Raw genomic sequence first — 21,640 nt, forward strand, 5'->3', positions numbered from 1 at the left:
GTTTTCTAATCAATTACACTATACCAAAAGAACGAGGTGTTTTTCATTTTTCATTAACATTGTCAAGTAACATAATGAAAAGGCCGCAGGCCTTTAACAATCAACGTGGATCACCTACTTTATTGGTGCGAAAGTTGAGTATATAATAAATGTTAACACAATTTATATAATTTATATAATACTTAATCCATTCTTTCTTTTTATAATTGCAAATATGTAACACCCTAAAATTTATAATAATATTTCTTTTCCTATTTATTTATCAATGTAGAATCTTATTGTCTTATATATATCATTAACTTATCCAACTAGAACAGAAAACATAATACTTGAAAATACTTGAAAATTATATAAAACTCTTTTACTTTTTCTAATATCTCTAATGTCAATCAATTAATATTTCTACCTACTCTTCACCAATCCCAACGGGATTAAACAAAGAGCCAGCACCCAAATCTCTTGAGTACTAGCTCTCCTATATAAATGGCGAACCATTAATATTCGAATTTAGTAATTCTAGCTGGGACGCTTTTACTGTCCCCAATGTCCCACGGCCCAATCTCACACCGCGCAACGCCGCTTATGTTCCAGGTTTGATGATGATCACAGAATCTTCATCCTCATTTCGAACAGGTTGAACTTTTGTGTTTGCTTACTTTTTAGATCGTTTGGACATATAGAAAGTTGTGCCACCAAAATAAGTAATTGAAAATAGTACATCAATGGCTCTTGTTCGCTTTTCTTCTATTGAAGATTTTGAAAGGTCTACCTCAAAGCTTAAATTTTCATCAAGAATGATTTTACTTTTTGATTGTCCAATTCCCTCTTCAATTTTAAAATTCATTTCCCAGATCCACGTATTTTCATCTGCGTATTCACTTGGTATTTGTAAAGCCACCAATTGCGACATTTCTGAAATTAATACAGGTGGTTGTTTTCGATAACCGAATTTCTTTCTCGTACCATTCATACGACCTTGTAAATCAGAACCAAAGCATTGACAAATTTGATCCATCACTTCATAAGCTGTTTCTACTAATTTAATATTTCCCTGATGTGTATAAACAATAGTTGAATGAATTCCATCATAGTGGGGCTGTATTGCCCTAATGCCTTTTTCTAGTAAAGACTTTAAAAAGTAACTTTCCACTATCATAACCTCCAAAACAATTATTCTCGTATACATGATGTTTACTCAAGGTTGTAAAAAATTAATTTAATCAACTCCATGAACCTACCGACCAACAAGTTCCCCTCTACTCGATATGAAGCACCTCTCTTTACACATTTACTTAGCTCAGCACGATTATAAATTTTTACAATTATGTAGAACTATGTAAGTTAATTATATAGTGAAATAGAATTAAAAACAACCAAATAATTGAATATTATTCCAAATATTTTAATATTAACCATATACAAAATTAACAATAATGTAATATTTTATTTTCCCTCCGTACAATACTTGAAATCTATTAAATAACCTTAGGATATTTAAAGAATTTCCATTGAAAATCACCCTAATTTACTAAAGTTATCACACCGATACCCCATTGGATTCCTCCCAAATTCTCCCTTACGATAAAGTTACCCGGGAATACTGATCAAGCGCTTCGATCGTTAGGAATCGGAAGTTGGAAGAGTTTGAACTAATTTTGGAACAATATGAACCTATGATTACAAGTATTCTAAAACGTGCCCATGTGTACAAAAATCATGAACACTTCATACAAAGTGCTCGTATTGCCCTTTGGAAAGCTTGGCAAAACTACAATCCTGAGCGTGGTCCATTTGCACCCTATGCCTACCGCAGCATGCAAACAACAATCTATACAGAAATGAAAAATGAAAACGACTATTCTGAACATCAAATCGCATATGAAAGAGACAAGCTAACTGCAACAGCACAAATTATGGAAGATCGATACCACCAAACAGAGCATGAACTCGGTGATATTCTTGACACTTTAAAAGAATTGCTCAATGAAAAAGAGATCCAACTAATTGTGGACCTCTATGTCAACGGGTACAGTTATGAAGATCTATGTAGTAAATATGGCGTAACGATTTACGCCCTTAGAAAACGCCGAGATCGGATTATCCAAAAAATTCGCAGTGAAATAGGATGAAGCCAACGGGACATTGGGGACAGGTAATCTGTCCCACTAGTCGGGAGGATATAATAAGGTGTACCTGGTGCACAAACAATAACCAACTCCACCTCAGATCAATACCGCGCAAAACAAGAAAATGAAGTCATCTTCTGTTTAATAGGCAAACTAGATGGATTATATATATTGTTAAAAGGGGTTTTTATGGCGATTCAGTATATAAAAAGTAAAAGGTAATCACATCACGTGATACCAATATTCTATATTTATTTTATCAATAATAGTCAGGGGAAACATAAAATTATTCCTTTTGAAAAACTTTTGGGATATATTGAGAAACTATATGAAAATCAACTGTGGTCAGATCAGTTAATGATTCTGTTGGTCAGGTAGACAAAAAAACAATGAGGCCGATTTAGTATTGTATAAAGTGCACCTGGTACATAAACAATAGTTGCCTAAATCTCATATGTGATTCATTTAACATTGCTATTCAATTAAATAATATATAATAATAAGTAAAAGATTATTTCACTTTTTAACTAACAAATTCAACCCTACAAACAATGAACATTCACTTTGCAAAACAAAATTTGTAATAAAGGGGGGGTTTTATTTTGTCAGATCGTGAATTATTAGAACAAATATTACATAAGGTCAATAAGGTTGATAACATTGAGCAGTCACTAAAGAGTGTACATCAAAAATTAGATGGAATTACAAAACAAGTCGCAAAAAACAGTGAACAAATTATGCTAATTAAAGAACAAACTGCTACTAATTCAGAATTAAAAACCCCTTTAGATGCTGTAATTACCAAAGTAGATGAAATTGAAACTGATTTAAAAGTTGTTAAGAAAGCAATCACTTCATAGATGTACAAAAAATTGTATTTTGAAGTACATCGGGTGCACAAACAATTCAGACAGCTCACTACAATTAAAACTCACAAGCAATCATTTCAAGCTTGTGAGTTTTTATGTTCGCAGTATTCACAATAATAATCATATGTACGCTGACTTTCTAATCGAAAAAAGGTGAGTAACTGATCAGGCTTCAAAAATGATGGTATAGCGTTTTGTTTTTTAAAGTATTGATAGCTGCTATAAGGGTAATGTTCAAGCTTTGCTACGAGTGGGGTTTTTGTTCGAATTGGATTTTGATGAATATAGCGACTCACTTCGAGTACACCATCAGAAGTGAGAATCATGTCTGAAAAATAGCGATTTTCATATAGATGTCCAGTATAACGATATTTTTTCTTATAATAGTCACTATAGCGACGATTAATGACCATCATTACCTTGCTTAGCGGAACCTCACTACGAATGAGCAGATGAAAATGATTGTTCATCAAACAATAGGCAACTAATGTATAAGAATATTTATCATAAACATAGTGAAGAATGCGGAGAAATTGTTGGAAATCAGCAGCTTCATGGAATAGAATTTGGCGATTATTGCCTCTTACAACAACATGATCAAAATAGTTCGGATGCCATTTTCTTCTTACTCTACCCAATAATAGACTCCTGGTTGAATGATTGTAATTTCCAACTAATTGCTTCTTCCAAATGCTGCTGATTCACAACTTCACAACTTGTCAAATCGGCAATTGTACGTGCAACGCGCATAATTTTAAGCTGTGTACGATTGCTCCATTTTTGATGGTAACATATCGTTTTTAAAAATTGTGATTGCTTATCCGTTAATGCACATGCTTCCTGAATTAACTGTGCAGGTGCATTGCCATTTAAAAATTGATTGTGATAACGGACACGCCGTATTTCTCTGGCAGTTGTCGTTCGTATTCTAATTTTTTCAGAACGTTCAACCATTGATTGACTGTGAAAACCGACACTTTTTAATGTAAGAAAGAAATCTAACCGGTCGAGTAACGGACCCGATGCCTTTTGTTGATATGCGTGTATCGTCCAATCCCTCCTTCTACAATTAGCATAGTAAAGAGGAAATTTTTCGTCAATAGGACCCCATTATAAGTCAGTAGTTGAAATCTGAATTTTCATAGCAAAAAGAAAGAGTAAAAGTCACTTTTCACATTAAGACAATAGTACTACAAAATAAGCTGACCCCTTGACAATAAAATGCTCTACACACTTTTTTAAACATTTCAAAAAAATATTTTCGATACATCGAAACTGCACTTGTATTCGTACTATTTCTAAAACAAAGAAGCTCTAAACAACCGCAGCTATCCAGAGCCTTCCCACCTTATGAAATTGTAGCAAATTGTCAGAATTGTTTATGCACCCGGTGCATGTTCCTGCAAGGCGGACCAATTCCAAACTTAGAGGAGTTACCTGAAGAATTTGCTCCTGGTATTACTAGGGACGATTATGAATTAATCAAAAAACGTCTAATGGAAAATTTATAATGGATTTTTTGTAGGAAAGTAAGCATCAAACAGTCCCCACCTATTAAAAAAGATGGGGACTGACTTATAATCTATTTATCATGTTGAATAAGACAGCGAATTGAAAGACTATTCGACCAAGGAAGTAACTGAAAAACCATTCTTCTAATTGAGTTAATATCTTCAAAGTCAAGGCATCTTGAGCGCACTCGGTTTACAGCTACATTTCCAACCATTAACATACCTAACTTTCCTTCTCCTTCTCCTTCAGCTTCTGCACGAATTAAACGTGCTAATAGTTTAACGTCTTCTTCAGTAGCTTTTATGACTGCGAAGGTGAATTTCCCTCCCTTTTATAAACATAAAAGCATTACTTCAATTTATGAAGTAATGCAAATGTAATACATTATTGTATGAGAAAAGATTTCTTAATATCATCGTTTAACTGCTTTAATATAAATTTTTTCTTATGAGAGGGTAAATGTACAGTTAAAATAAGTAAATCAACTAAATCTGGTTGTTCATTAGCTATTTCTTGCAAGTAATCTTTGCCGAACTCTTTCATAACAGGTAATAGTTTACTCATTTAGTGAAAGTCCACATCAATTTTCTTTTTGTTATCATTTGTTTTCTTAGGCATTCTGACTTCAAGAACACCGTTTTTATAGGTAGCTTTTACTCCCTCATTAGATACAGGGCTTGGCAAGGATACAGTCCTATGAAAGCTACCTGTATAGCGTTCTTTTCTATACATATTTTCTTCTTTAATCTCATTTGTTTTATTGATGGTACCGTTGATGCTTAACATATTATTTTCAATATCAATATTTACATCTTCCTTTTTCTCAAGACCTGGAATATCACATGAAGCAATTACTTCATTTTCAGTTTCATGCACATCAACTCTGATATTACCAAAATTATTGTTTTCCATTCCAAGATCTAGAGGGAAGTCAGAGAAAAAACGGTCAAAATTTCTTCTCATATTTGCTAGTTGTCTAAATGGATCATACGGTATTAATGACATACAAATCACTCCTTGTTTTTTATCACATATATTTTCTTCTTAGAATTAAAAAATATACAAGGAAAGTTATGTATATAAGAAATTTTATATTGTGAAAAATATTAAAGGTTAAATTTGGAGTATAAGGGAGATTAATTGTTTATGCACCCGGTGCAGGTTATTTATGCACCCGGTGCACGTTCCTATTTTGGTACAACAGGAACCCATAGTTCATGTCTTGGTTTATGCTTAGGACCGTAATAACATTCAATACATGGTAAATTCGCCAGTTCATAACCAGAAGTTGGGACCCATTCTGTATAAAGGCGTTTCCAAGCCTCAACTATATTCGGAAAAACAGCCCATGTACTTGGAGGAATGATAAGAGTCTCCATATCAATTGAAGGGTCTCCATCATATCTTACTCCCATAAAGTAAGTAAATTCATCGTCAGTTATTGCTGCTTCCTTACCACAAACTCCTAGTAGGCTTTCAAGGGTACATTTTGGATTTTCCCATGCCATATCTTTTAGTTCCTGCATAAATCCATCTTTCTTTGCGCTATTCCAAAGCGTAGGAATGTTTTTAAATGCCCTACTCGTTTTAACAGGCTTTCCTTTTCCAACAATTCTTAATTCATAATCAATATTCTCAATTCTGTAGTCCATTTCAGTATCTCCTTTTATTGAAATTTGAAAGGCGATTTTTGGAAAGGCTTTTAATTGTACCCCTTCAGTTCGGGCTTCAGAGGGTTTTATTCCATGTATTTTTTGAAAAGCACGAGAAAACGAGTCAGCAGACCCATAACCGTATTTAATTGCTATATCAATAATCCGAATGTCGCTTTTTTGAATTTCAAAAGCAGCAAGAGTTAATCGCCTACGTCTTATATATTCTGAGAGTGATATCCCAGAAATAGATGAAAACATTCTTGGAAAATGATACTCCGAACTATAAGCAATTTGCGCAATCTTTTTGTAATCAATCTCTCCGTCAAGATTAGATTCAATGTAATCTAGTGCATTATTCATTCTTTCCAACCAATCCATATTTTCATCCTTTCAATCAATAAATCTATAGGAAAAGGGGATTTTTTGTCCGACATTTTATGCACCTAAATGTCGGATAAATTTTACTTCCCAATAATATTAATTCTATTATCTTTAAGAGTTTTCCTTCACGTAGATTAAGTGCATGTTAGTTGAATATAAACAACCCATTTTAATTCAAGGATAACATACCTAATCAACCTATTCCTTGATATAATTTATATCTTTCTAAAAAAGAAGGAATCTCTTGACGTTTGCCCAACATCATGTTAGTACACCATTATGATAGAAAGGACAACTTCCTCAACAATCGAACTCATTTGTTTCGATCGTAGTGCAAGATTTGAAATTAAGAAAAATGAGAATGTTAAATAATATCGATTTCGGTATTGTCTCATAAACTTTCAAAAGCTACTGTATTTTTTATACAGTAGCTTTTAGATTATCTTTATTAATTAACTGCAATAATACGTAAGCGTAAAAGTTACTTTTCACATTAAGACAAAAATACTACAAAATAAGCTGACCCCTTGACAATAAAATGCTTTACACACTTTTTTAAACATTTCAAAATATTTTCGATAAATCGAAACTGCACTTGTATTCGTACTATTTCTAAAACAAAGAAGCTCTAAATCTAAACAGCCGTAGTTATCCAGAGCCTTCCCACCTTCTGAAATTGTAGCAAATTGTCAGAATTGTTTATGCACCCGGTGCACGTTATTTAAAATAATGATCAAAGGAAGTGCTAAATCGTACAATTCCCAAATCTTTAAATTCATCATGGCCATTGTTAAGAATAGTTCTAGAGAGATAACAGAAATAATTTCAATTCCTTTTGTATTCATCTCTACAAATTGTTTTTTACTATTTACTGTTGCAAACAACAACCCTACAAATAAACTAAATACATGTCCAGGTACTGTGAATCCTGTTGCATCTGTAATCCATTTTGCAACATTCGTCCCTACTCCTAAAACGATAATAATCACCGCAATTAAAGTGAAAACATTTTTCACAGTAATATGGTCGGTTTAGGAAATTTAATCATTCCTACGCTAGGTGCTACAATGGGAGCGATCGCCATTGCAAGAGCAAACTTCGGTTCCTGGATTAAATTTATGATACCTTTATTCATTATATGGATGGTTGTCGGTTCAATTATTCTATACTACATTTCATCAATTGGATGGGTTGGGTTTTAATATAATTTTAGACTCTAGGATAAACCCTTCTCTTAGCAGTGCTGATCCTAGGGGATGATTAATTGTTTAATGTCCAGTCGAATGAATAGTCGGAGAGTTTCCGGTTAAAATCAAAAACGAAAAAAGTGAAATCGAAACGCAGATTTCACTTTTTCATTATTTATCAACATTTGTAGAAAATTGGTGGGCGAGGAATCTATCCTGAAAATGTAAAATCCTAGATATTTTATGGTTAGATTATAATTTTCAATTAATTTGTATACATAACCGTAATTGATTGCAAGGCCATCTTATAAATAGACGGAGAATTTCCGCTTATATAGTAAACAGCCTTGAAAATAGCTTAAATAGACGGAAGAATTCCGCCTATTCACGTGAAAAACATCAAAAAAGGCAATTTTAATTAGCATAACCGGAATTTCTACCCTTATTTAGTACTAAACATGCTTTATTTCGTATCTTAACCGGAAAATTTACGCTTATTTTACTATCACATATTACCTCAATTAAAAGCAGTTTACATGTAGATTTTGATTACATTCAAGTTCTACCCCATGCATTTTCGGAACCATATTGCCTGTCCCATTCTTAACAAGCTTTATTAATCCAACCTTTTCATTAGGTATTGTGGAATTGACAATGTTGAAGATAAACTGGAAGGTTCTACTCATGATTAAAGGGGGGAAATACGACGATTAAATAAATATTACAGGTAATATAGAGGTCTGTGACAGGTTACTGGTTCCATTAATCTAAAGAGGAATTGGACGAGGTACCTGTCCCCTCGCCCCCTTAGCTATTGTTTATCACTCCAATAAACGCGGGATTTCTCCCCACAAGTAAAAACCCACCTAGCAATCTAGGTGGGCCATAATTATTACCTATGTTTCTTAAGTAAATGATAAACAGCTGATTCAAATTCAAGATATCCAAGATAAGATGCAGGGTCTTGATATGGGAACATTTGTGTAGCCCAGAAACCGCCAATTCCGTTTTCGCGGTCAATCCAGTAGTAAAGGTTCGCCAAGCCTGCCCACATTAGCTGACCTGCAGGGCGACCTGTCGGTAGTTCTTCTTCATTGACTTGGAATGTATAAGACCATGATTTTGTAACACCTGGGAAGAATTCACCATCATTTGATAACGTTGTATCCGATGTAATCCATCCTCCACTTTTTAATTCACCGAGTCCGTTTTGGGCCATTTTAGCTACCGTATCAGAATCTAGCACACCCGCACCATCATTCAATATCATTCGAATGAACTTCATATACTCCTCAATACTCGCAAAAAGACCGTGACCACCCATGTCCATTTCAGGAGATTGTGGAATTCTTAAATCGCGCTGAGGAGTAAGTGTACCTTCTTGATTTCTTGTATGCATTGTTACTCTGCGCTCTTCCATAGAAGGCGTTAAGGCAAAGCTAATATCTTTCATATCTAATGGAGAAAAGATTCTCTCTTGTAAAACTTCTCCAAGTCGTTTCCCTTCAACCGCTTCGACAACCTTCCCAACCCAGTCAATATTTACTCCGTAGTTCCAACGTTCACCTGGTTCGAACAATAAAACACTTTTTACTGAATCAAATGTGCTTGTTAACAGTGTAGGTGTGTCTGTAGCTTCACGGTATTTTCGATCTTCATGACTGAAAAATTCATAGCCAAATCCTGCTGTATGAAGCATTAACATATTAATCGTCACGTCTGTTTTTGGTTCTCTTAAGATAGGTTGTCCATCAGAATCAAAACCTTCAAGTACTTTGATGTCTTCTATCTCTGGAACATACTTTTTCACAGGGTCATCTAAACTTACTTTGCCTTCTTCAACAAGTTTCATTAATGCCGCACCAGTAATAGCCTTTGTTGTAGAGAATAACGAAAATACACTGTCTGTAGTCATTGGTGTCTTTGTATTTAGATCTCTAACACCTGCAGATCCTTCATAAATATTCCCATCACGATCCGTAACCATCGCCACTATACCAGGCGCACCACCAGCACGATTAACCGTATTATTCAGGATTCTATCTAGCGTTTCTTGCAATTCAGTTTTTAATATTACATTTCCCAATAGTTTCACCCTCCTAATCTATTTATTAGATTCTATGCAATGGTGGGAGAGAATATGATAGAGATTGCGATAGATTTCAAATTGTATAAATAAAAAAGCCTATATGAATTTAGCATAGTTAAATTAACAAATTGAAATGAATAATTAGATATTAAAATAAACGGAATTTTTCCGGTTAAAGGTTAATTGTTATTCGTTTTTAGGACTAATAAGAGTAAAAATTCCGACTATATGAAAAAAATCGCCCCATTTTAACGCTTTTCAAGTTAATAGCCGTAATTTCTCCGGCTATTTCCCTCTATTTTTATTTTAAATTCTAATTAAGCTGATATTTTCCGGTTAAAGCTGAAATGATGCTCGCTTTTGGGGCAAATAAGGGAAAAATTTCCGACTACGTGAAATAAAACACCCTATTTTTAAGTTTTTCAAGTTTATAGCCGGAATTAATCCGTCTATTTCCCCTTATTTTTATCTCCATTTACTAATTAGGCGGAAATCTTTCGGTTATTTAATAGATTGGACGCTTAATTTGATCCCCCAAGCGATAAGACCGAATTCGCACAGTCCCAGACGCAGGGATAAGCATCTTTTTATCTACAAGATTAGAAAGTATTTTCTTTACTGTTTTGTCACTCAGCTTCAAATGCTTTTCAATTTCTATAGGTGCTATACTTTCTCCTTTTTGAATCGCTAGCCGAAGCACTTCCTTCTCCAATATGGAAAGTGCGGTATGATCCAGTTCATTCCCCAACCATCTGCCAATCACTTGCTGAACAATTTGTTGGCATCGACGAGGCTGCTCTTTTACTTGGTCGTAAGAAAAACGAATCACCGTCCATCCATCAATCACCAACTGATTTTGGCGTTCCAAGTTATCAGAAAATTGCCATCTGCTTATGTTCCTTAAGTGAGGGCCGTAACCATCGATTTCAAAGCAAATTCTGATAGCTGGACGAATATAGGCAAAATCCAAATACCTTTTTCCATCCTTGAAATCATCAACTTCATATTCAGGATGTAAATAACGAAAATGATTAAAAATTGGCCACCAGACCTGTCTTAAAAACAAAATCTCTGCATGATTATGACCTTCTTGTAATCGTCTTAACCGTTCACCGGTTCTTACCTGTAAGTGTGCATTCATAAAAATCTCGTACTCTTCTTCAAATCCCATAGAAAATATCCCCTCCTATTCAATGGTCATGTATTTACGGGATTCTTAAAACTATTATATTAAATATTGTTTCACACCAATTATTCATTGGAATTACAGAAAATTGTTATTAAAATCATGAATAATAATTGAGCTTTAATCTAGTATTAAATGGAAAATTAATAGGAAAGTAAAACAACGAAGAGGCTAAGAAGAGAGAAAATCTGAGGATAGAACCTATTTTAAGTTTATTAGAATTCCTAATTTTGTCAATACTTTATCTTGAGTCGGAGGAAACTGGATTACTAATAAGCTGATTTTTTCCGACTACCTGTTATCATCGTGCTAACATTCACCTGAATTCCATCTAATAGCACCGATAATACTGCATAAACTTAGATTCACACCTTGAACTAAGTAATCCAACCTTTTCTAACCATGAAAATTACGTATGAACATGATGAACTCACAGCAATCGCACAATATATGACCTAAAAAATTAACACCACCATGACCAGTCAGAACTGCTTACAACACTATAATGAGGAAACTGTTCTCTGAATCGAAAAAGCCGGTAAATTTTACAAGGATGCTATCGGCTTTCTGGTTTGATAGAGTAAATCTGACCCTTCAGGATAATTTCTGGTTAGATGAAATAAATAGGCGGAATAATTCCGCTTAATTTGAAAATTAAATAAAAAATCGCCAAAATAGGCGGAGAATTTCCGGTTATTACCGGAAAAAGCAGAAAAATGAGGCGTCTAATTTCATATAGGCGGAATTTTTTCCCTTATTTACCCTGAAAGCGAGCATCTTTTCCCCCTTAACCGGAAAATCTCCGCTTAATAATTTCACTTTTATCTAAGCTAGTTTTGTGCCGACCTCTTTATGTGAAAATAAAACTAAAATCTCCCCACTCCTATTAAGCATGGCGCCATTTGCACTTAAATGGGTAATAAATTTTCCAAAATTAATCTACAATTCCCCTTCCAAATCTATTACATTATATTTAATACCAATTTTTAAAAGAATGGAGGAAATCTCTTTAGAAATCTTTGTTCAATTATCAAACGTCAGCTTAACAGAACTTTTATCCAACAGTCTTCGTGATAGCCTAGGACTAACAATGAACAATCAGTGGGATGAACAAATCCATCAAGATAGAGTTCACGAACTGTATTATGGAGAAATTAATAAAAACGAAACCAACCCAGTACTCCTGCAACATTTTATCCAAGACTGGAAGACGATATATGAGCAGCTATCCCTGCAACATGATTACAATGCATTACGATCAGAACTTGCAACAAAAGATTCATACAACATAACCGCGAAATTAGATGAACTAATGGATGATGTACACACACCTTTGGATGAACCCTGCAACACGTCTCCAACACCTCGATCAACTAGACAAAACCATCTCCGAACAAAAAAACATCTCCAAAAACCATTTACACTACTTGGCTAGCAACACACTCTCAATCCCAGAACTCTTTGAACTCATTGAACAAAATATGACCAGAGACAACGTCATCAATTATGCGATCTCAGAACAAACACAACAACAAATTAAAGAAAACTTCGAAACTTTACATAAAGCGATCCAGCATTATAATGAAAAACAAGAAATCGAGATTCTATATTGTTTAGTAGATAAATTAGTAGATTTCTACTCGTGGTTGAAGGGGTTACTAACGGTGATAAAAAAGCATTTACAGCTAAATCGTTAAAATAATATAGGGGCAGACTAACCATGAACTCTTAAAGTTTATGGCTAGCTACTGCCCCTTTACTTACCTTATGAAAATCAAAAACCTACTTAAAATATTCATTAACACCATAAACATTTGCTTTCCTATAGGATGGTAAACTATCACTATTTTTCGATAAAACAATGAAAGAATTTATAAGAGCAGAAAAAGACGTTTGCTCCTCACTTTCGAGACTAAACTTAATACCATATTCCGTTATATCTTCATTCACTTCTTCTTTCCAGACGATGCTACCCTTCAAATTTATGGATTTTCCAAGAAGTTCTGAATTAAACTGGTAAATGACATCACCTCTAATTGGTAACTTAAGATTAGATACAAATCGTACACCTAACACCGCTTATTCATTGAGAATAATGTCCTAAAAAGAAAGTTATATAAAGTTAAGTATTTATTAAGCATTTTTATCTAGTAGAATATGTACATATATTAGAAGGTTAAATTTTTATCAAAGAGCTAGAAGTATTTCCTCTCGCAAAATATTCTGAATAATGATAGTATTTAGTCATATCATAGATTGGGGTGTTTGAAAGTGGAAGTTAAGATGAAGCAAAAAACAGCAAGTCAAGTTATTTATGTGAATAATTTCACTGATGGTATTCTTAATCCAAGTAAAGAAATGGAGTATATTGTCAAAGATGGCGGACGTATAATTGCCAATACGACTCCAGGTTGCTGGGGACCAATGATCACACCTGCACTAAAAGGCGGTCATGAGGTTACAAAACCTGTATATGTCGAAGGTGCTGAAGTTGGCGATGCAATCGCGATACGAATTGAGTCGATTAAAGTAACTTCAATCGCTACTGCTTCTGGAAATGACGCGCCTGTGGATGGGCACTATGTTGGAGATCCATTTGTTGCTGGAAAATGTCCACAATGCGGAAAAGTAAACCCTGAAACATATATCGATGGAATCGGTCAAGATGCGATTCGTTGTAAAACTTGTGATACAAAAGTCACGCCGTTTGTTTTTACAAATGGATACACTATGACCTTTAATGATAAGAAATCTGTTGGGATTACCCTACATAAAGAGGCTGCAGAAAAAGTTGCCCGTCAAGGGAAAGAATATATGAATACACCAGAAAAATCGATTCAAAATCCGATTGTTACGATAGCACCAAGTCATTTAGTAGGAACAATTGCAAGACTTCGACCATTCTTGGGTCAATTAGGTACAACACCAGCTCGGGCATTACCAGATTCCCATAATGCAGGAGATTTTGGTCAAGCATTAATTAATGCACCCCATGATTATAGTATTACAAAAGAAGAATTAGAAGATCGTACAGATGGTCATATGGATATTAATAGAGTAAGAGAAGGTGCCATCCTCATTTGCCCAGTAAAAGTCGAAGGTGGCGGTGTCTATTTAGGCGACATGCACGCAATGCAAGGAAACGGTGAAATCGCCGGACATACAACCGATGTTTCAGGTATTGTCACTCTTAAAGTGGAAGTAATTAAAGGGTTAAACATTGCCGGACCAATATTACTTCCAGTCGAAGAAGATTTACCATACTTAGCAAAACCATTTACAGAAAACGAAAGGAAAGAAGCATTACAGCTTGCGAAGGAATGGGGAGTTGAGGAATTAGAAGAATCCTACCCGCTTTCCTTTATTGGAACAGGTGCTAATCTCAATGAGGCAACCGACAATGGTTTGGAAAGAGCGGCTAAACTACTTGGTATCACAGTTCCTGAGGCGATGAACAGGGCAACGATTACGGGATCAATTGATGTTGGTAGACATCCTGGAGTGGTTACTGTTACCTTCCTTGTTCCAAAGCAGTTGTTGGAAGCGAAAGGGTTGCTGGAGTTGGTAGAAGGGTTTTATAGTTAAATGATTTATTAAATTTTTATTCTCGGAGAATATTGATAAATATCCATTTATGAAAATTAAATAAAAAGAAGGATAGATTAAATTTTAATTCTGCATATAAATTGATGCAGAATTTTTTTATTTCCAATAACTTTTGCAAAGTTACAGTAATAAATTGGTCTATTCAACACAAATTAGGGGAATATTTCGGATTCAATCAAACTATTTTCTGGTATTCGGATCATCAAGGGAATTTAAGGGACCCTATTAACTATGGATTAAGTGATAGGGCACTCACGGATTATTTAACTGAATATCGCCCTTACGACTTACTATATCCAACGAAAAACGTAGAGTTATTTCGTGAAAAAAAGGCAAGTCGATTAGCCGACCTTTCTTTAACGGATCAATAAGATCATTCCCCATTTTTTCAATCCTTTTGGAAGGAATATGGATACCACGATGAAATGGTGGTAACACTGGTTCACCAAGGAGAATTCGTCGGAGCAATTGGAATGGCTCAAAAAGAAGAACAAAATAAATTTACAACAAACGATCGGAATACATTACATCTATATTGTTTATGCACCCGGTGCACGTTATTTTTTCGATTTGATATTCTTCTCGTAATTGATTTGCATATAACCTCATTGTACTTTCACCAAAAACGAAATTAGGAAAGCGTTCAAGTAACCAGTCCTGCATTTGTGCTGCACTTATATGTGGGTACTCTTGCAACCAAGCAACAAGCCAATCTTTATAAGCATCTAATTTTTTCTCTCTAGAACTCAACGAGTTCACCCATTCAAAAGCTTCTTCTGATGACATTTCCAAGTATTTATAAACTGTAGTACGAGATATTTTAAGCTGTTTTGCAATATCAGTAACAGAGAATCCTTGATCTGCCATTTGATGAATTTCTAGATATAACATTAATTTGTCTTTCACCTTTCATTCCCCAATTCCTATGTACTATTTAATAGTATAAAAGAATTAAGTTAATAATTGGCGAAAGTGTTCAATCTTATTTAGCGATAACTGTCCATTTTATTTTAGCGTTTACAAAAATATTGTTTTCTACATAGCATGTGTCAAATGTTCACTTAATTGCCCAATGATTTTTCAGCGTTTCAGTTTCGCCACACTTTATGAAATTGTAGTGAATTGTCAGAATTGTTTGTGCACCCGGTGCATTTTCCTTTCGTCCCCTTAGGAATGAGACAACCTTTTGCCTGCATAAGTATTATCGAGGTGACGCTTATGACTGTTAAAAGTAAAATAATAAATCTGGGAAACATTGTTACCTATTATCACGATGAAATAATGAATATGGAGAGAGCCAAAAATATTGTGTATGCAGAAAGAATACGCAAAAGTAGATTGATTCCACTGGTTGTTGAGGAAATCGCAAAGGGAAAGTATGTGCTTATTGAGAAATTTGAGTACTATTCATCACTCTTGAAGGTCTTACCTAATGTACCTGTACCCTGTCTTATCTACCCAGCTACAACTGATATAGAACGTCTCATTCATATTCTTAAGATAAGTATTCCTTTAGAAAAAGGAACTAGTTGGCTATTTAAAAATGAACATGTTATGAAATTAATTCAAGATTATAATTTATCAGATAAAGAAATTGCTAGATTAACTAATTATAACTTGGCAGTCATTAGGCGATATATACTTGACACCCGTATACCATTTCACATTAGAGAAAAAGCACTTGAAATGAAATCTAAGGGAGTACTAGAAGATATAGCTAGGTCAACAATTTTTCCGGAAGAAGTAAAAATGATCTTATACGAAAAAGCAATTTTAAGGAAAGGAAATGTCTGCAGATTAACAAGGAAAAAGTTTAACTATATGAAGGTATTTTTTTCAATATGTGTATTACCAGAATCTATATTAAAAAATACAACCGATCTAGAAAATCTTATAAGTTGGCTATTATTTTCCAACTTTAAAATAGAAGATCATATGATTTACTTATTTAATTCTATAGTCAAAAGACAACCTCATTAAACGGCTCTCAATAGGAATTCAACAAAGTATCAATCCATTTTCATGTTTTTTCTTTAGTTTTTCCCGCACACTACACTTAAAAAATCTGAAGAAATATATCTACTTCAACTCTCCAGAACAAAGTAAATGCCCTCTATAAGCCACAATTCTATTATCTCCAACCTTAATATCGCTTTCTCGAATTTTTGTAGGTAGCCCACTGATCCATTTGCAGCACCAAATACCGCTCCAACTACAATAGTTGCGTAACATATTCCACCAAGTCATAACCCTCCAGTAAACGAATAATACTAGTTTACTAGAAGTCTATTAATCTGGCGAAAGTGTTCACGGGATTCTAGCGAAATCTCTCTATTTTAGTATAACGGTTACATCACACAGAATTTTTGGTTCATCCAATATTTCATAGCTACAAAAAATATATAAAAGAATGAATTCAAACATAAAAATTACCTCTCGGAATAAATAACTTTAAGTTCCGTGAGGTGCAATCAGAATATTCGATATTACTTACTAGCTAACATTTGATACTAACTTTAATGTTGTATTGAATTGCTTGTGCACCTGGTGGATGTTCTTCGCTTTTCTTTTTATTTCGGAATTACAAGCTATGCAATGCCCTTCTCACCTTCTGAAATTGTAGCAAATTGTTAGAATTGTTTTTGCAGCCGGTGCACGATATTTTCAAAACATACTAAAAAATATTTTCAATACATCCTTCATGCACCCATTACAAACACAACCATATTACTAAATCAAAAAAGCCCCACAAAGTCGAAACTATGCAAAGCCCTCCCACCTTCTGAAATTGTAGCGAATTGTCAGAATTGTTTTTGCACCCGGTGCACGTTATTTTCTGCTAATATTACCCAAACAAAAGAAAAAACGATTTGTTATGGAATTATGCATGGAACAATCTCGGATAACACCGGTGGGAAACTAGCAGATGTAACTCCTACAAGTTATCTAAGTGGCTGGTTATAGTTATTTTGAAAGTCTCTAGCGTAGTAACACGATATTTTCAGTAGAAATGAGTTATTAAAATTAATTGGAAGGTTCTTAGCAAAGCCCTTTCACGTAAATTCTCACCTAATATCAATAAATAAACCCACCAAGTATCCGTATAGAATCCTATACATACACTCGGTGGATTCCTTTGATATCTTTATACTTCTTCTTTTAATTTATTAATTGCTACTTTAAGTTCATAATCTACTACATCTGGAATTGTTGAAGCGCATCCAGTTAAAGTGTAATGAAATTCTTGTGTGACCTTTTTATTTTTCATTATCTGATCCAGTTCAATATCAAATACTAAAAAGTAATGTGAATCTTTCATTCTACATACTGGCAAAAGTTCAAATAGTATAAATGGATCGTAATGATAAGGTACAAAAATTTCAAATGAAGCTGATACTAACAGTGCTTCTTGATTCCATAATGGATGAACTTGCTTTTTAACAAGATACCACCCCTCTGGCATCAATTGTACATATGTTTTTCCGGAATTCTTATGAACCTGTATTAGACCTAATTGCTTTAATTGGTCAAATTCTATAGCAGCATCTGAAATAACAGTCATATCAACCCATTCATTAGGTTCGTGTTGGTATTTCGATATTTTTTGTAAAAGCAAAATTGCTCTTCTACCAATCTGCTTCTCATAAAAGGTTTCTAAAATCTTGTCTATCGTCTGCTTTTTCCAAGTAGAATATGATGATACATTAAGTTCATAAAGATTTTTAGTTTTCTTAATCAATCCATAGTTAACTAAAGTGTTAATTACTTTCCAAACTGTTTCCTTTTCCATAAGTAATTCTTCTGTCAAAAGACGAACATTACGATTATTTTTTCTCTGCGTTAATGTCACTTTTTGTACTCTTTCAAAAAAATGAAGTAATAATACACATTTTAAGAAAATACTATGGATAGGATTTTCATTAATTGATGCGAAAGTTTTTACAAACATTGATTTTGACCAATGAATTAAGTATTCTTTAATATCATCGGGGAGCTCGCCATCAATTATTATGCCATAATCTTCTAATAATTGTAATTGTTTATCATTAATAGGTTTTTGAATATGTGCAAAAAGAAGTAAATCATTTACTGTCTTTTCATCTATAATATTAACTATTCGTTGAAAATTTTTTGTATAAAATTCTACTATAACTCTAGCATACCAAGTCTTCGTGGCCCCTTTAAATGGATCGATTTTTAATTTCTTCAATATTGAATTTAACTGTTCAAAACTTAATTCCGAAAGCGCATCACTATGATTCAAAAAACTCACCTCTATCCATTAATTCCTCAAATGTGAGAACTCGATATTGAAATCCATAATTGATTAGATTTCGTCTTCTTTTGGAATAATGTCTTTCTTCATCCGTATTTAATGAAACTAGTGAGTACAATATAGCCTCTTCTTTCCACTCTTGAGCCGGGAGTAATTTTCCCAACCGTAGATATTCTTCCCTTACAGACCCTTGCTGATGGGATAAGGCAATCATCACTTCAACCATGGAAAGCGGCATATTTTCAATAAGTTTTGAGGATGTTATTAATTTATCAATCTCTCTACTGTTAAATGAACTTATAAGGTATTTTTGCTTTTCTTCACCTAACTGAATCGTCAATGTATCTATTTCAATTAATTCACTACATGCTGTTGTAACCTCATTGAAGTAAGAAACAACCAATAATCTTTTTGCTTTCTCTTTTTTCAATAAAATGGATAACGCCTTATATTTGTTAGAATTTAAAGTGTCCGGATTTACTTTCTTATTATGATCTCTAGCTATATATTCATGCCACTCATCTGGTGGTAAAGGGATTTTAATTTCTACGCACCTCACTGGAACTTGATATCCTTGGTTTACCAGGGTTCGATGAAGTACTTCGTACCATCTTGGCCCAATTAATGCTAAAACAAGATGGCCATTGCCATCAGACCTTGCAAGAGTTGATGCTAAAGCTAATTTATTTGTTGCCTGAATATCTGCTGTTCTTTCATGCGTTGGCGTTGGAAGTTTATGAGCATCATCATATATCACAAAACCAAAGCCCTCCAAATCCTCTACGTGATCAGCAAGAATTTCATATGTTCCAATTGTAATTGGTTTTAAGTCTTTATCTTCCTTACTAAAGATTGTAATATTGCTCTCAGATAGGTCTGTCTTTTCAATGAGTTCACTTTTCCACTTCTCTGCCCTATGTTTATCTTCGACAATTATTAGAGTTGATGTTTTTAATGCCTCAATAATTTTAATTCCGACTAGGATCTTTCCTGAGTTAGGTGGCATAATTATCGTTCCACCACCTCCAGCTTGGTGGTTAAAAGTTAAATAAGATTCAACTGCAGCATGCTGGTAATCCAATAGTTGAAGGTTTATGCTGGTAATATCTAATTCCTCTCCAACTTCATATACAATATCTTTCGCAAATAATTCATGCTCAAAGAGTAGTTTCTTAACCTCTTTTCTGTACCGAGCTTTAAACAATAAAGTCTTCGGATCCGGATGACCTACGATTTTACTTTGAATTCCCTCAATGACTTTAATTTCGCTTATTAACTCTTTCGTTCTTGCCTGTAATTGCAAATGATCATCATCCATGGAGAATTGTAATGCTCCAAAATGGTTCATATTCTTTTTAATAGTCTCTTTTAACGAATCTGGTACTACATTTTGAGATTGTTGCTCTAAGAAGTGAGTAATATAGTCTACTTCTAACCCTTTTGCTTTTGCAGTCCATAACGCATATGGGGTTAAAGCATATGTATGAACTTGCTCGGGTGCTTGAATTAAATCTGCGAATTCAATTAATCCCTGACCGACTTCTCCTTTTTCATCTAACCCTTCCAACAAATAAATATTCCTGCTGTCAGGATGAATGACCAACGGTTTTCTATACACTTCACCACTTCCTCATTTAGATATTGTTTTTAGGTAATTCAATAATATATGAATAATCCAAGAGACTAACTCTACTGTAGATTGGATCAAATAGGGATAAAGCTTTCCGAATACAAAAACAAAATAGAATTATAGAAAAGTAAAAATGTAGAGTAATATGTCCTCTGTAAAACTACCTGTTTTGTATGTAAAGGGGAGATTCGGACGGACTGGTTTAAATGGGGCAAGAATAGGAATGCTTCGTACTGAAAATAAGTCTCCGATTAAATGAAACAGGTACCCTAATGAAATGCCAACTGTTAAGAAAGATGGGTAGATTAAAAAAACAAATGATACAAGCATCCATGCAAATAAACTATGTGTAACACCGCGATGTCCATATCTTTGTTTAACATATTTAGAAAGACCAAAGGATCTACGATCGATGAACGATCGCGGTTCATCGATATCCGGCAGCAAGCTACCAAAACATATCCCAATTACATAGCCAATATGAAAAGGATAATTTAACATAATTGACAAACCAGCACCTGCTGTTAACGAGCTTACGATGTGTGTTTTATAACGCAATATAACCAAGCTCCCCATATGATTTTATTTAATTGATATGCTTGGTTATTTATGGATATAACTTTTCACCTATAGAAACATAAATAAAAGCCCATCACCTATAACGGCAATGAGCAATCTGATTATTTCATATCCCCTCTAATAAGAAAAAACGCATCGTTTCGCATTTTATATTTTATTGAATGTCATCTGGATAGTGATAATGGACAAAATTATATTCTTTTAAAATCCTTATTGGAATGTAGATATTTATTTTACCATTATCATCTTCGTAGGTTGTGAATGGTATCATTTCTTCATGAATTAACTCAACCAATCTTGTTAAATCTTTAATACATAGCCATTCAGTGATAATTTTTTTCCCCTAGGAGACACAGGGACAGGTTCACTGTCCCTGTTAACTCCAAAAGAAACTGGGAAGAGGTTCCTGTCCCCTCGTCTCTATCACTACCTATATTTGTTCTATCATTAACATTCAAGTTTAAAAATAATAGTTGGGAGATTTCCACTGTCCCCCACTAGGGTTATCTAAATACTGAGCGTAGTGTGTATTCCTTTACCCTAT

Annotated in this window: 20 protein-coding genes and 2 pseudogenes; 8 read left to right on the top strand and 14 right to left on the bottom strand. The window is 34.0% G+C overall.

Annotation, left to right across the window (positions count from 1 at the left end; translation table 11 throughout):
* Positions 1-652 precede the first annotated feature (652 nt).
* Positions 653-1,150: a competence protein ComK gene (locus ACOQFO_RS02020; RefSeq protein WP_421688051.1), complete on the bottom strand. Its 498-nt coding sequence runs from the start codon at positions 1,148-1,150 to the stop codon at positions 653-655.
* Between the two features lie 484 nt (positions 1,151-1,634).
* Between ACOQFO_RS02020 and ACOQFO_RS02025 the strand changes: the two genes are divergently transcribed.
* Together ACOQFO_RS02025 and ACOQFO_RS02030 are read left to right on the top strand one after the other, a co-directional pair.
* Positions 1,635-2,129, top strand: coding sequence for a sigma-70 family RNA polymerase sigma factor (locus tag ACOQFO_RS02025; protein ID WP_421688052.1), 495 nt, complete (start codon positions 1,635-1,637; stop codon positions 2,127-2,129).
* Positions 2,130-2,728: 599 nt separating this feature from the next.
* Positions 2,729-2,986 (top strand): hypothetical protein, encoded by a 258-nt coding sequence (locus tag ACOQFO_RS02030; RefSeq protein ID WP_421688053.1) that lies wholly within the window; start codon positions 2,729-2,731, stop codon positions 2,984-2,986.
* A gap of 86 nt (positions 2,987-3,072) precedes the next feature.
* On the opposite strand, the gene ACOQFO_RS02035 is transcribed toward ACOQFO_RS02030, so the two are convergent.
* Both ACOQFO_RS02035 and ACOQFO_RS02040 read right to left on the bottom strand, forming a co-directional pair.
* Positions 3,073-3,633, bottom strand: coding sequence for a transposase (locus tag ACOQFO_RS02035; protein ID WP_421688054.1), 561 nt, complete (start codon positions 3,631-3,633; stop codon positions 3,073-3,075).
* A complete protein-coding gene (locus ACOQFO_RS02040; protein ID WP_421688055.1) occupies positions 3,626-3,949 on the bottom strand; it encodes a hypothetical protein in 324 nt (107 codons plus the stop codon). The genes ACOQFO_RS02035 and ACOQFO_RS02040 overlap by 8 nt, the downstream gene beginning before the upstream one ends.
* A 449-nt stretch (positions 3,950-4,398) precedes the next feature.
* On the opposite strand from ACOQFO_RS02040, the pseudogene ACOQFO_RS02045 reads away from it, so the two are divergent.
* Positions 4,399-4,506: pseudogene (locus ACOQFO_RS02045) on the top strand (manganese catalase family protein); the annotation flags it as partial.
* Positions 4,507-4,634: 128 nt separating this feature from the next.
* Here ACOQFO_RS02045 and ACOQFO_RS02050 read toward each other — a convergent pair.
* The 5 genes and pseudogenes from ACOQFO_RS02050 to ACOQFO_RS02070 all read right to left on the bottom strand — a co-directional run.
* Positions 4,635-4,811, bottom strand: a pseudogene (locus ACOQFO_RS02050) (cell wall hydrolase); the annotation flags it as partial.
* Positions 4,812-4,891: 80 nt separating this feature from the next.
* The gene (locus ACOQFO_RS02055) at positions 4,892-5,071 is read right to left on the bottom strand and encodes a hypothetical protein (RefSeq protein WP_169187919.1); all 180 of its coding nucleotides are present in this window, start codon (positions 5,069-5,071) and stop codon (positions 4,892-4,894) included.
* Complete coding sequence (locus tag ACOQFO_RS02060; RefSeq protein WP_169187920.1) at positions 5,072-5,512, bottom strand: Hsp20/alpha crystallin family protein; 441 nt, start codon at positions 5,510-5,512, stop codon at positions 5,072-5,074.
* Positions 5,513-5,694: 182 nt separating this feature from the next.
* On the bottom strand, positions 5,695-6,540 hold the full coding sequence (locus ACOQFO_RS02065; RefSeq protein WP_421688056.1) for an AraC family transcriptional regulator: 846 nt from the start codon (positions 6,538-6,540) through the stop codon (positions 5,695-5,697).
* A 692-nt stretch (positions 6,541-7,232) separates the two neighbouring features.
* A complete protein-coding gene (locus ACOQFO_RS02070; protein WP_421688057.1) occupies positions 7,233-7,559 on the bottom strand; it encodes a sodium/glutamate symporter in 327 nt (108 codons plus the stop codon).
* Between the two features lie 6 nt (positions 7,560-7,565).
* Here ACOQFO_RS02070 and ACOQFO_RS02075 point away from each other — a divergent pair, with 6 nt between their 5' ends.
* Positions 7,566-7,745, top strand: a complete 180-nt coding sequence (locus ACOQFO_RS02075; protein ID WP_421688058.1) for a hypothetical protein — start codon at positions 7,566-7,568, stop codon at positions 7,743-7,745.
* Between the two features lie 877 nt (positions 7,746-8,622).
* Here ACOQFO_RS02075 and ACOQFO_RS02080 read toward each other — a convergent pair.
* Both ACOQFO_RS02080 and ACOQFO_RS02085 read right to left on the bottom strand, forming a co-directional pair.
* Positions 8,623-9,816, bottom strand: a complete 1,194-nt coding sequence (locus tag ACOQFO_RS02080; protein ID WP_421688059.1) for a serine hydrolase domain-containing protein — start codon at positions 9,814-9,816, stop codon at positions 8,623-8,625.
* Between the two features lie 508 nt (positions 9,817-10,324).
* Positions 10,325-10,990: a DNA-binding response regulator gene (locus tag ACOQFO_RS02085; RefSeq protein WP_421688060.1), complete on the bottom strand. Its 666-nt coding sequence runs from the start codon at positions 10,988-10,990 to the stop codon at positions 10,325-10,327.
* 1,009 nt (positions 10,991-11,999) lie between these two features.
* Between ACOQFO_RS02085 and ACOQFO_RS02090 the strand changes: the two genes are divergently transcribed.
* The 3 genes from ACOQFO_RS02090 to ACOQFO_RS02100 all read left to right on the top strand — a co-directional run bounded on the left by ACOQFO_RS02090 (position 12,000) and on the right by ACOQFO_RS02100 (position 14,590).
* A complete protein-coding gene (locus ACOQFO_RS02090; RefSeq protein WP_421688061.1) occupies positions 12,000-12,440 on the top strand; it encodes a hypothetical protein in 441 nt (146 codons plus the stop codon).
* A gap of 46 nt (positions 12,441-12,486) precedes the next feature.
* A complete protein-coding gene (locus ACOQFO_RS02095) occupies positions 12,487-12,702 on the top strand; it encodes a hypothetical protein (protein ID WP_421688062.1) in 216 nt (71 codons plus the stop codon).
* Positions 12,703-13,288: 586 nt separating this feature from the next.
* Positions 13,289-14,590 carry an acetamidase/formamidase family protein gene (locus tag ACOQFO_RS02100; protein WP_421688063.1) on the top strand — a complete coding sequence of 434 codons (1,302 nt, stop codon included), beginning with the start codon at positions 13,289-13,291 and terminating at the stop codon, positions 14,588-14,590.
* 522 nt (positions 14,591-15,112) lie between these two features.
* On the opposite strand, the gene ACOQFO_RS02105 is transcribed toward ACOQFO_RS02100, so the two are convergent.
* Positions 15,113-15,502: a helix-turn-helix domain-containing protein gene (locus ACOQFO_RS02105; protein WP_421688064.1), complete on the bottom strand. Its 390-nt coding sequence runs from the start codon at positions 15,500-15,502 to the stop codon at positions 15,113-15,115.
* Positions 15,503-15,829: 327 nt separating this feature from the next.
* On the opposite strand from ACOQFO_RS02105, the gene ACOQFO_RS02110 reads away from it, so the two are divergent.
* On the top strand, positions 15,830-16,591 hold the full coding sequence (locus ACOQFO_RS02110; protein WP_421688065.1) for a hypothetical protein: 762 nt from the start codon (positions 15,830-15,832) through the stop codon (positions 16,589-16,591).
* A gap of 1,165 nt (positions 16,592-17,756) precedes the next feature.
* On the opposite strand, the gene ACOQFO_RS02115 is transcribed toward ACOQFO_RS02110, so the two are convergent.
* The 3 genes from ACOQFO_RS02115 to ACOQFO_RS02125 all read right to left on the bottom strand — a co-directional run bounded on the left by ACOQFO_RS02115 (position 17,757) and on the right by ACOQFO_RS02125 (position 21,075).
* The gene (locus ACOQFO_RS02115; protein ID WP_421688066.1) at positions 17,757-18,875 is read right to left on the bottom strand and encodes a hypothetical protein; all 1,119 of its coding nucleotides are present in this window, start codon (positions 18,873-18,875) and stop codon (positions 17,757-17,759) included.
* Positions 18,865-20,505 (bottom strand): helicase-associated domain-containing protein, encoded by a 1,641-nt coding sequence (locus ACOQFO_RS02120; RefSeq protein ID WP_421688067.1) that lies wholly within the window; start codon positions 20,503-20,505, stop codon positions 18,865-18,867. The genes ACOQFO_RS02115 and ACOQFO_RS02120 overlap by 11 nt, the downstream gene beginning before the upstream one ends.
* Positions 20,506-20,634: 129 nt before the next feature.
* On the bottom strand, positions 20,635-21,075 hold the full coding sequence (locus ACOQFO_RS02125) for a metal-dependent hydrolase (RefSeq protein ID WP_421688068.1): 441 nt from the start codon (positions 21,073-21,075) through the stop codon (positions 20,635-20,637).
* Positions 21,076-21,640: the final 565 nt, after the last annotated feature.

The organism is Ureibacillus sp. MALMAid1270, assembly GCF_049202975.1.
In the GTDB taxonomy this organism is placed as follows: domain Bacteria; phylum Bacillota; class Bacilli; order Bacillales_A; family Planococcaceae; genus Ureibacillus.

Coding starts and splice junctions, on each gene's coding strand:
- ACOQFO_RS02040 (WP_421688055.1), bottom strand. CDS start 3,949: ATGGTTGAACGTTCTGAAAAAATTAGAATACGAACGACAACTGCCAGA.
- ACOQFO_RS02055 (WP_169187919.1), bottom strand. CDS start 5,071: ATGAGTAAACTATTACCTGTTATGAAAGAGTTCGGCAAAGATTACTTG.
- ACOQFO_RS02060 (WP_169187920.1), bottom strand. CDS start 5,512: ATGTCATTAATACCGTATGATCCATTTAGACAACTAGCAAATATGAGA.
- ACOQFO_RS02065 (WP_421688056.1), bottom strand. CDS start 6,540: ATGGATTGGTTGGAAAGAATGAATAATGCACTAGATTACATTGAATCT.
- ACOQFO_RS02075 (WP_421688058.1), top strand. CDS start 7,566: ATGGTCGGTTTAGGAAATTTAATCATTCCTACGCTAGGTGCTACAATG.
- ACOQFO_RS02085 (WP_421688060.1), bottom strand. CDS start 10,990: ATGGGATTTGAAGAAGAGTACGAGATTTTTATGAATGCACACTTACAG.
- ACOQFO_RS02090 (WP_421688061.1), top strand. CDS start 12,000: ATGGAGGAAATCTCTTTAGAAATCTTTGTTCAATTATCAAACGTCAGC.
- ACOQFO_RS02095 (WP_421688062.1), top strand. CDS start 12,487: ATGACCAGAGACAACGTCATCAATTATGCGATCTCAGAACAAACACAA.
- ACOQFO_RS02100 (WP_421688063.1), top strand. CDS start 13,289: ATGAAGCAAAAAACAGCAAGTCAAGTTATTTATGTGAATAATTTCACT.
- ACOQFO_RS02105 (WP_421688064.1), bottom strand. CDS start 15,502: ATGTTATATCTAGAAATTCATCAAATGGCAGATCAAGGATTCTCTGTT.
- ACOQFO_RS02110 (WP_421688065.1), top strand. CDS start 15,830: ATGACTGTTAAAAGTAAAATAATAAATCTGGGAAACATTGTTACCTAT.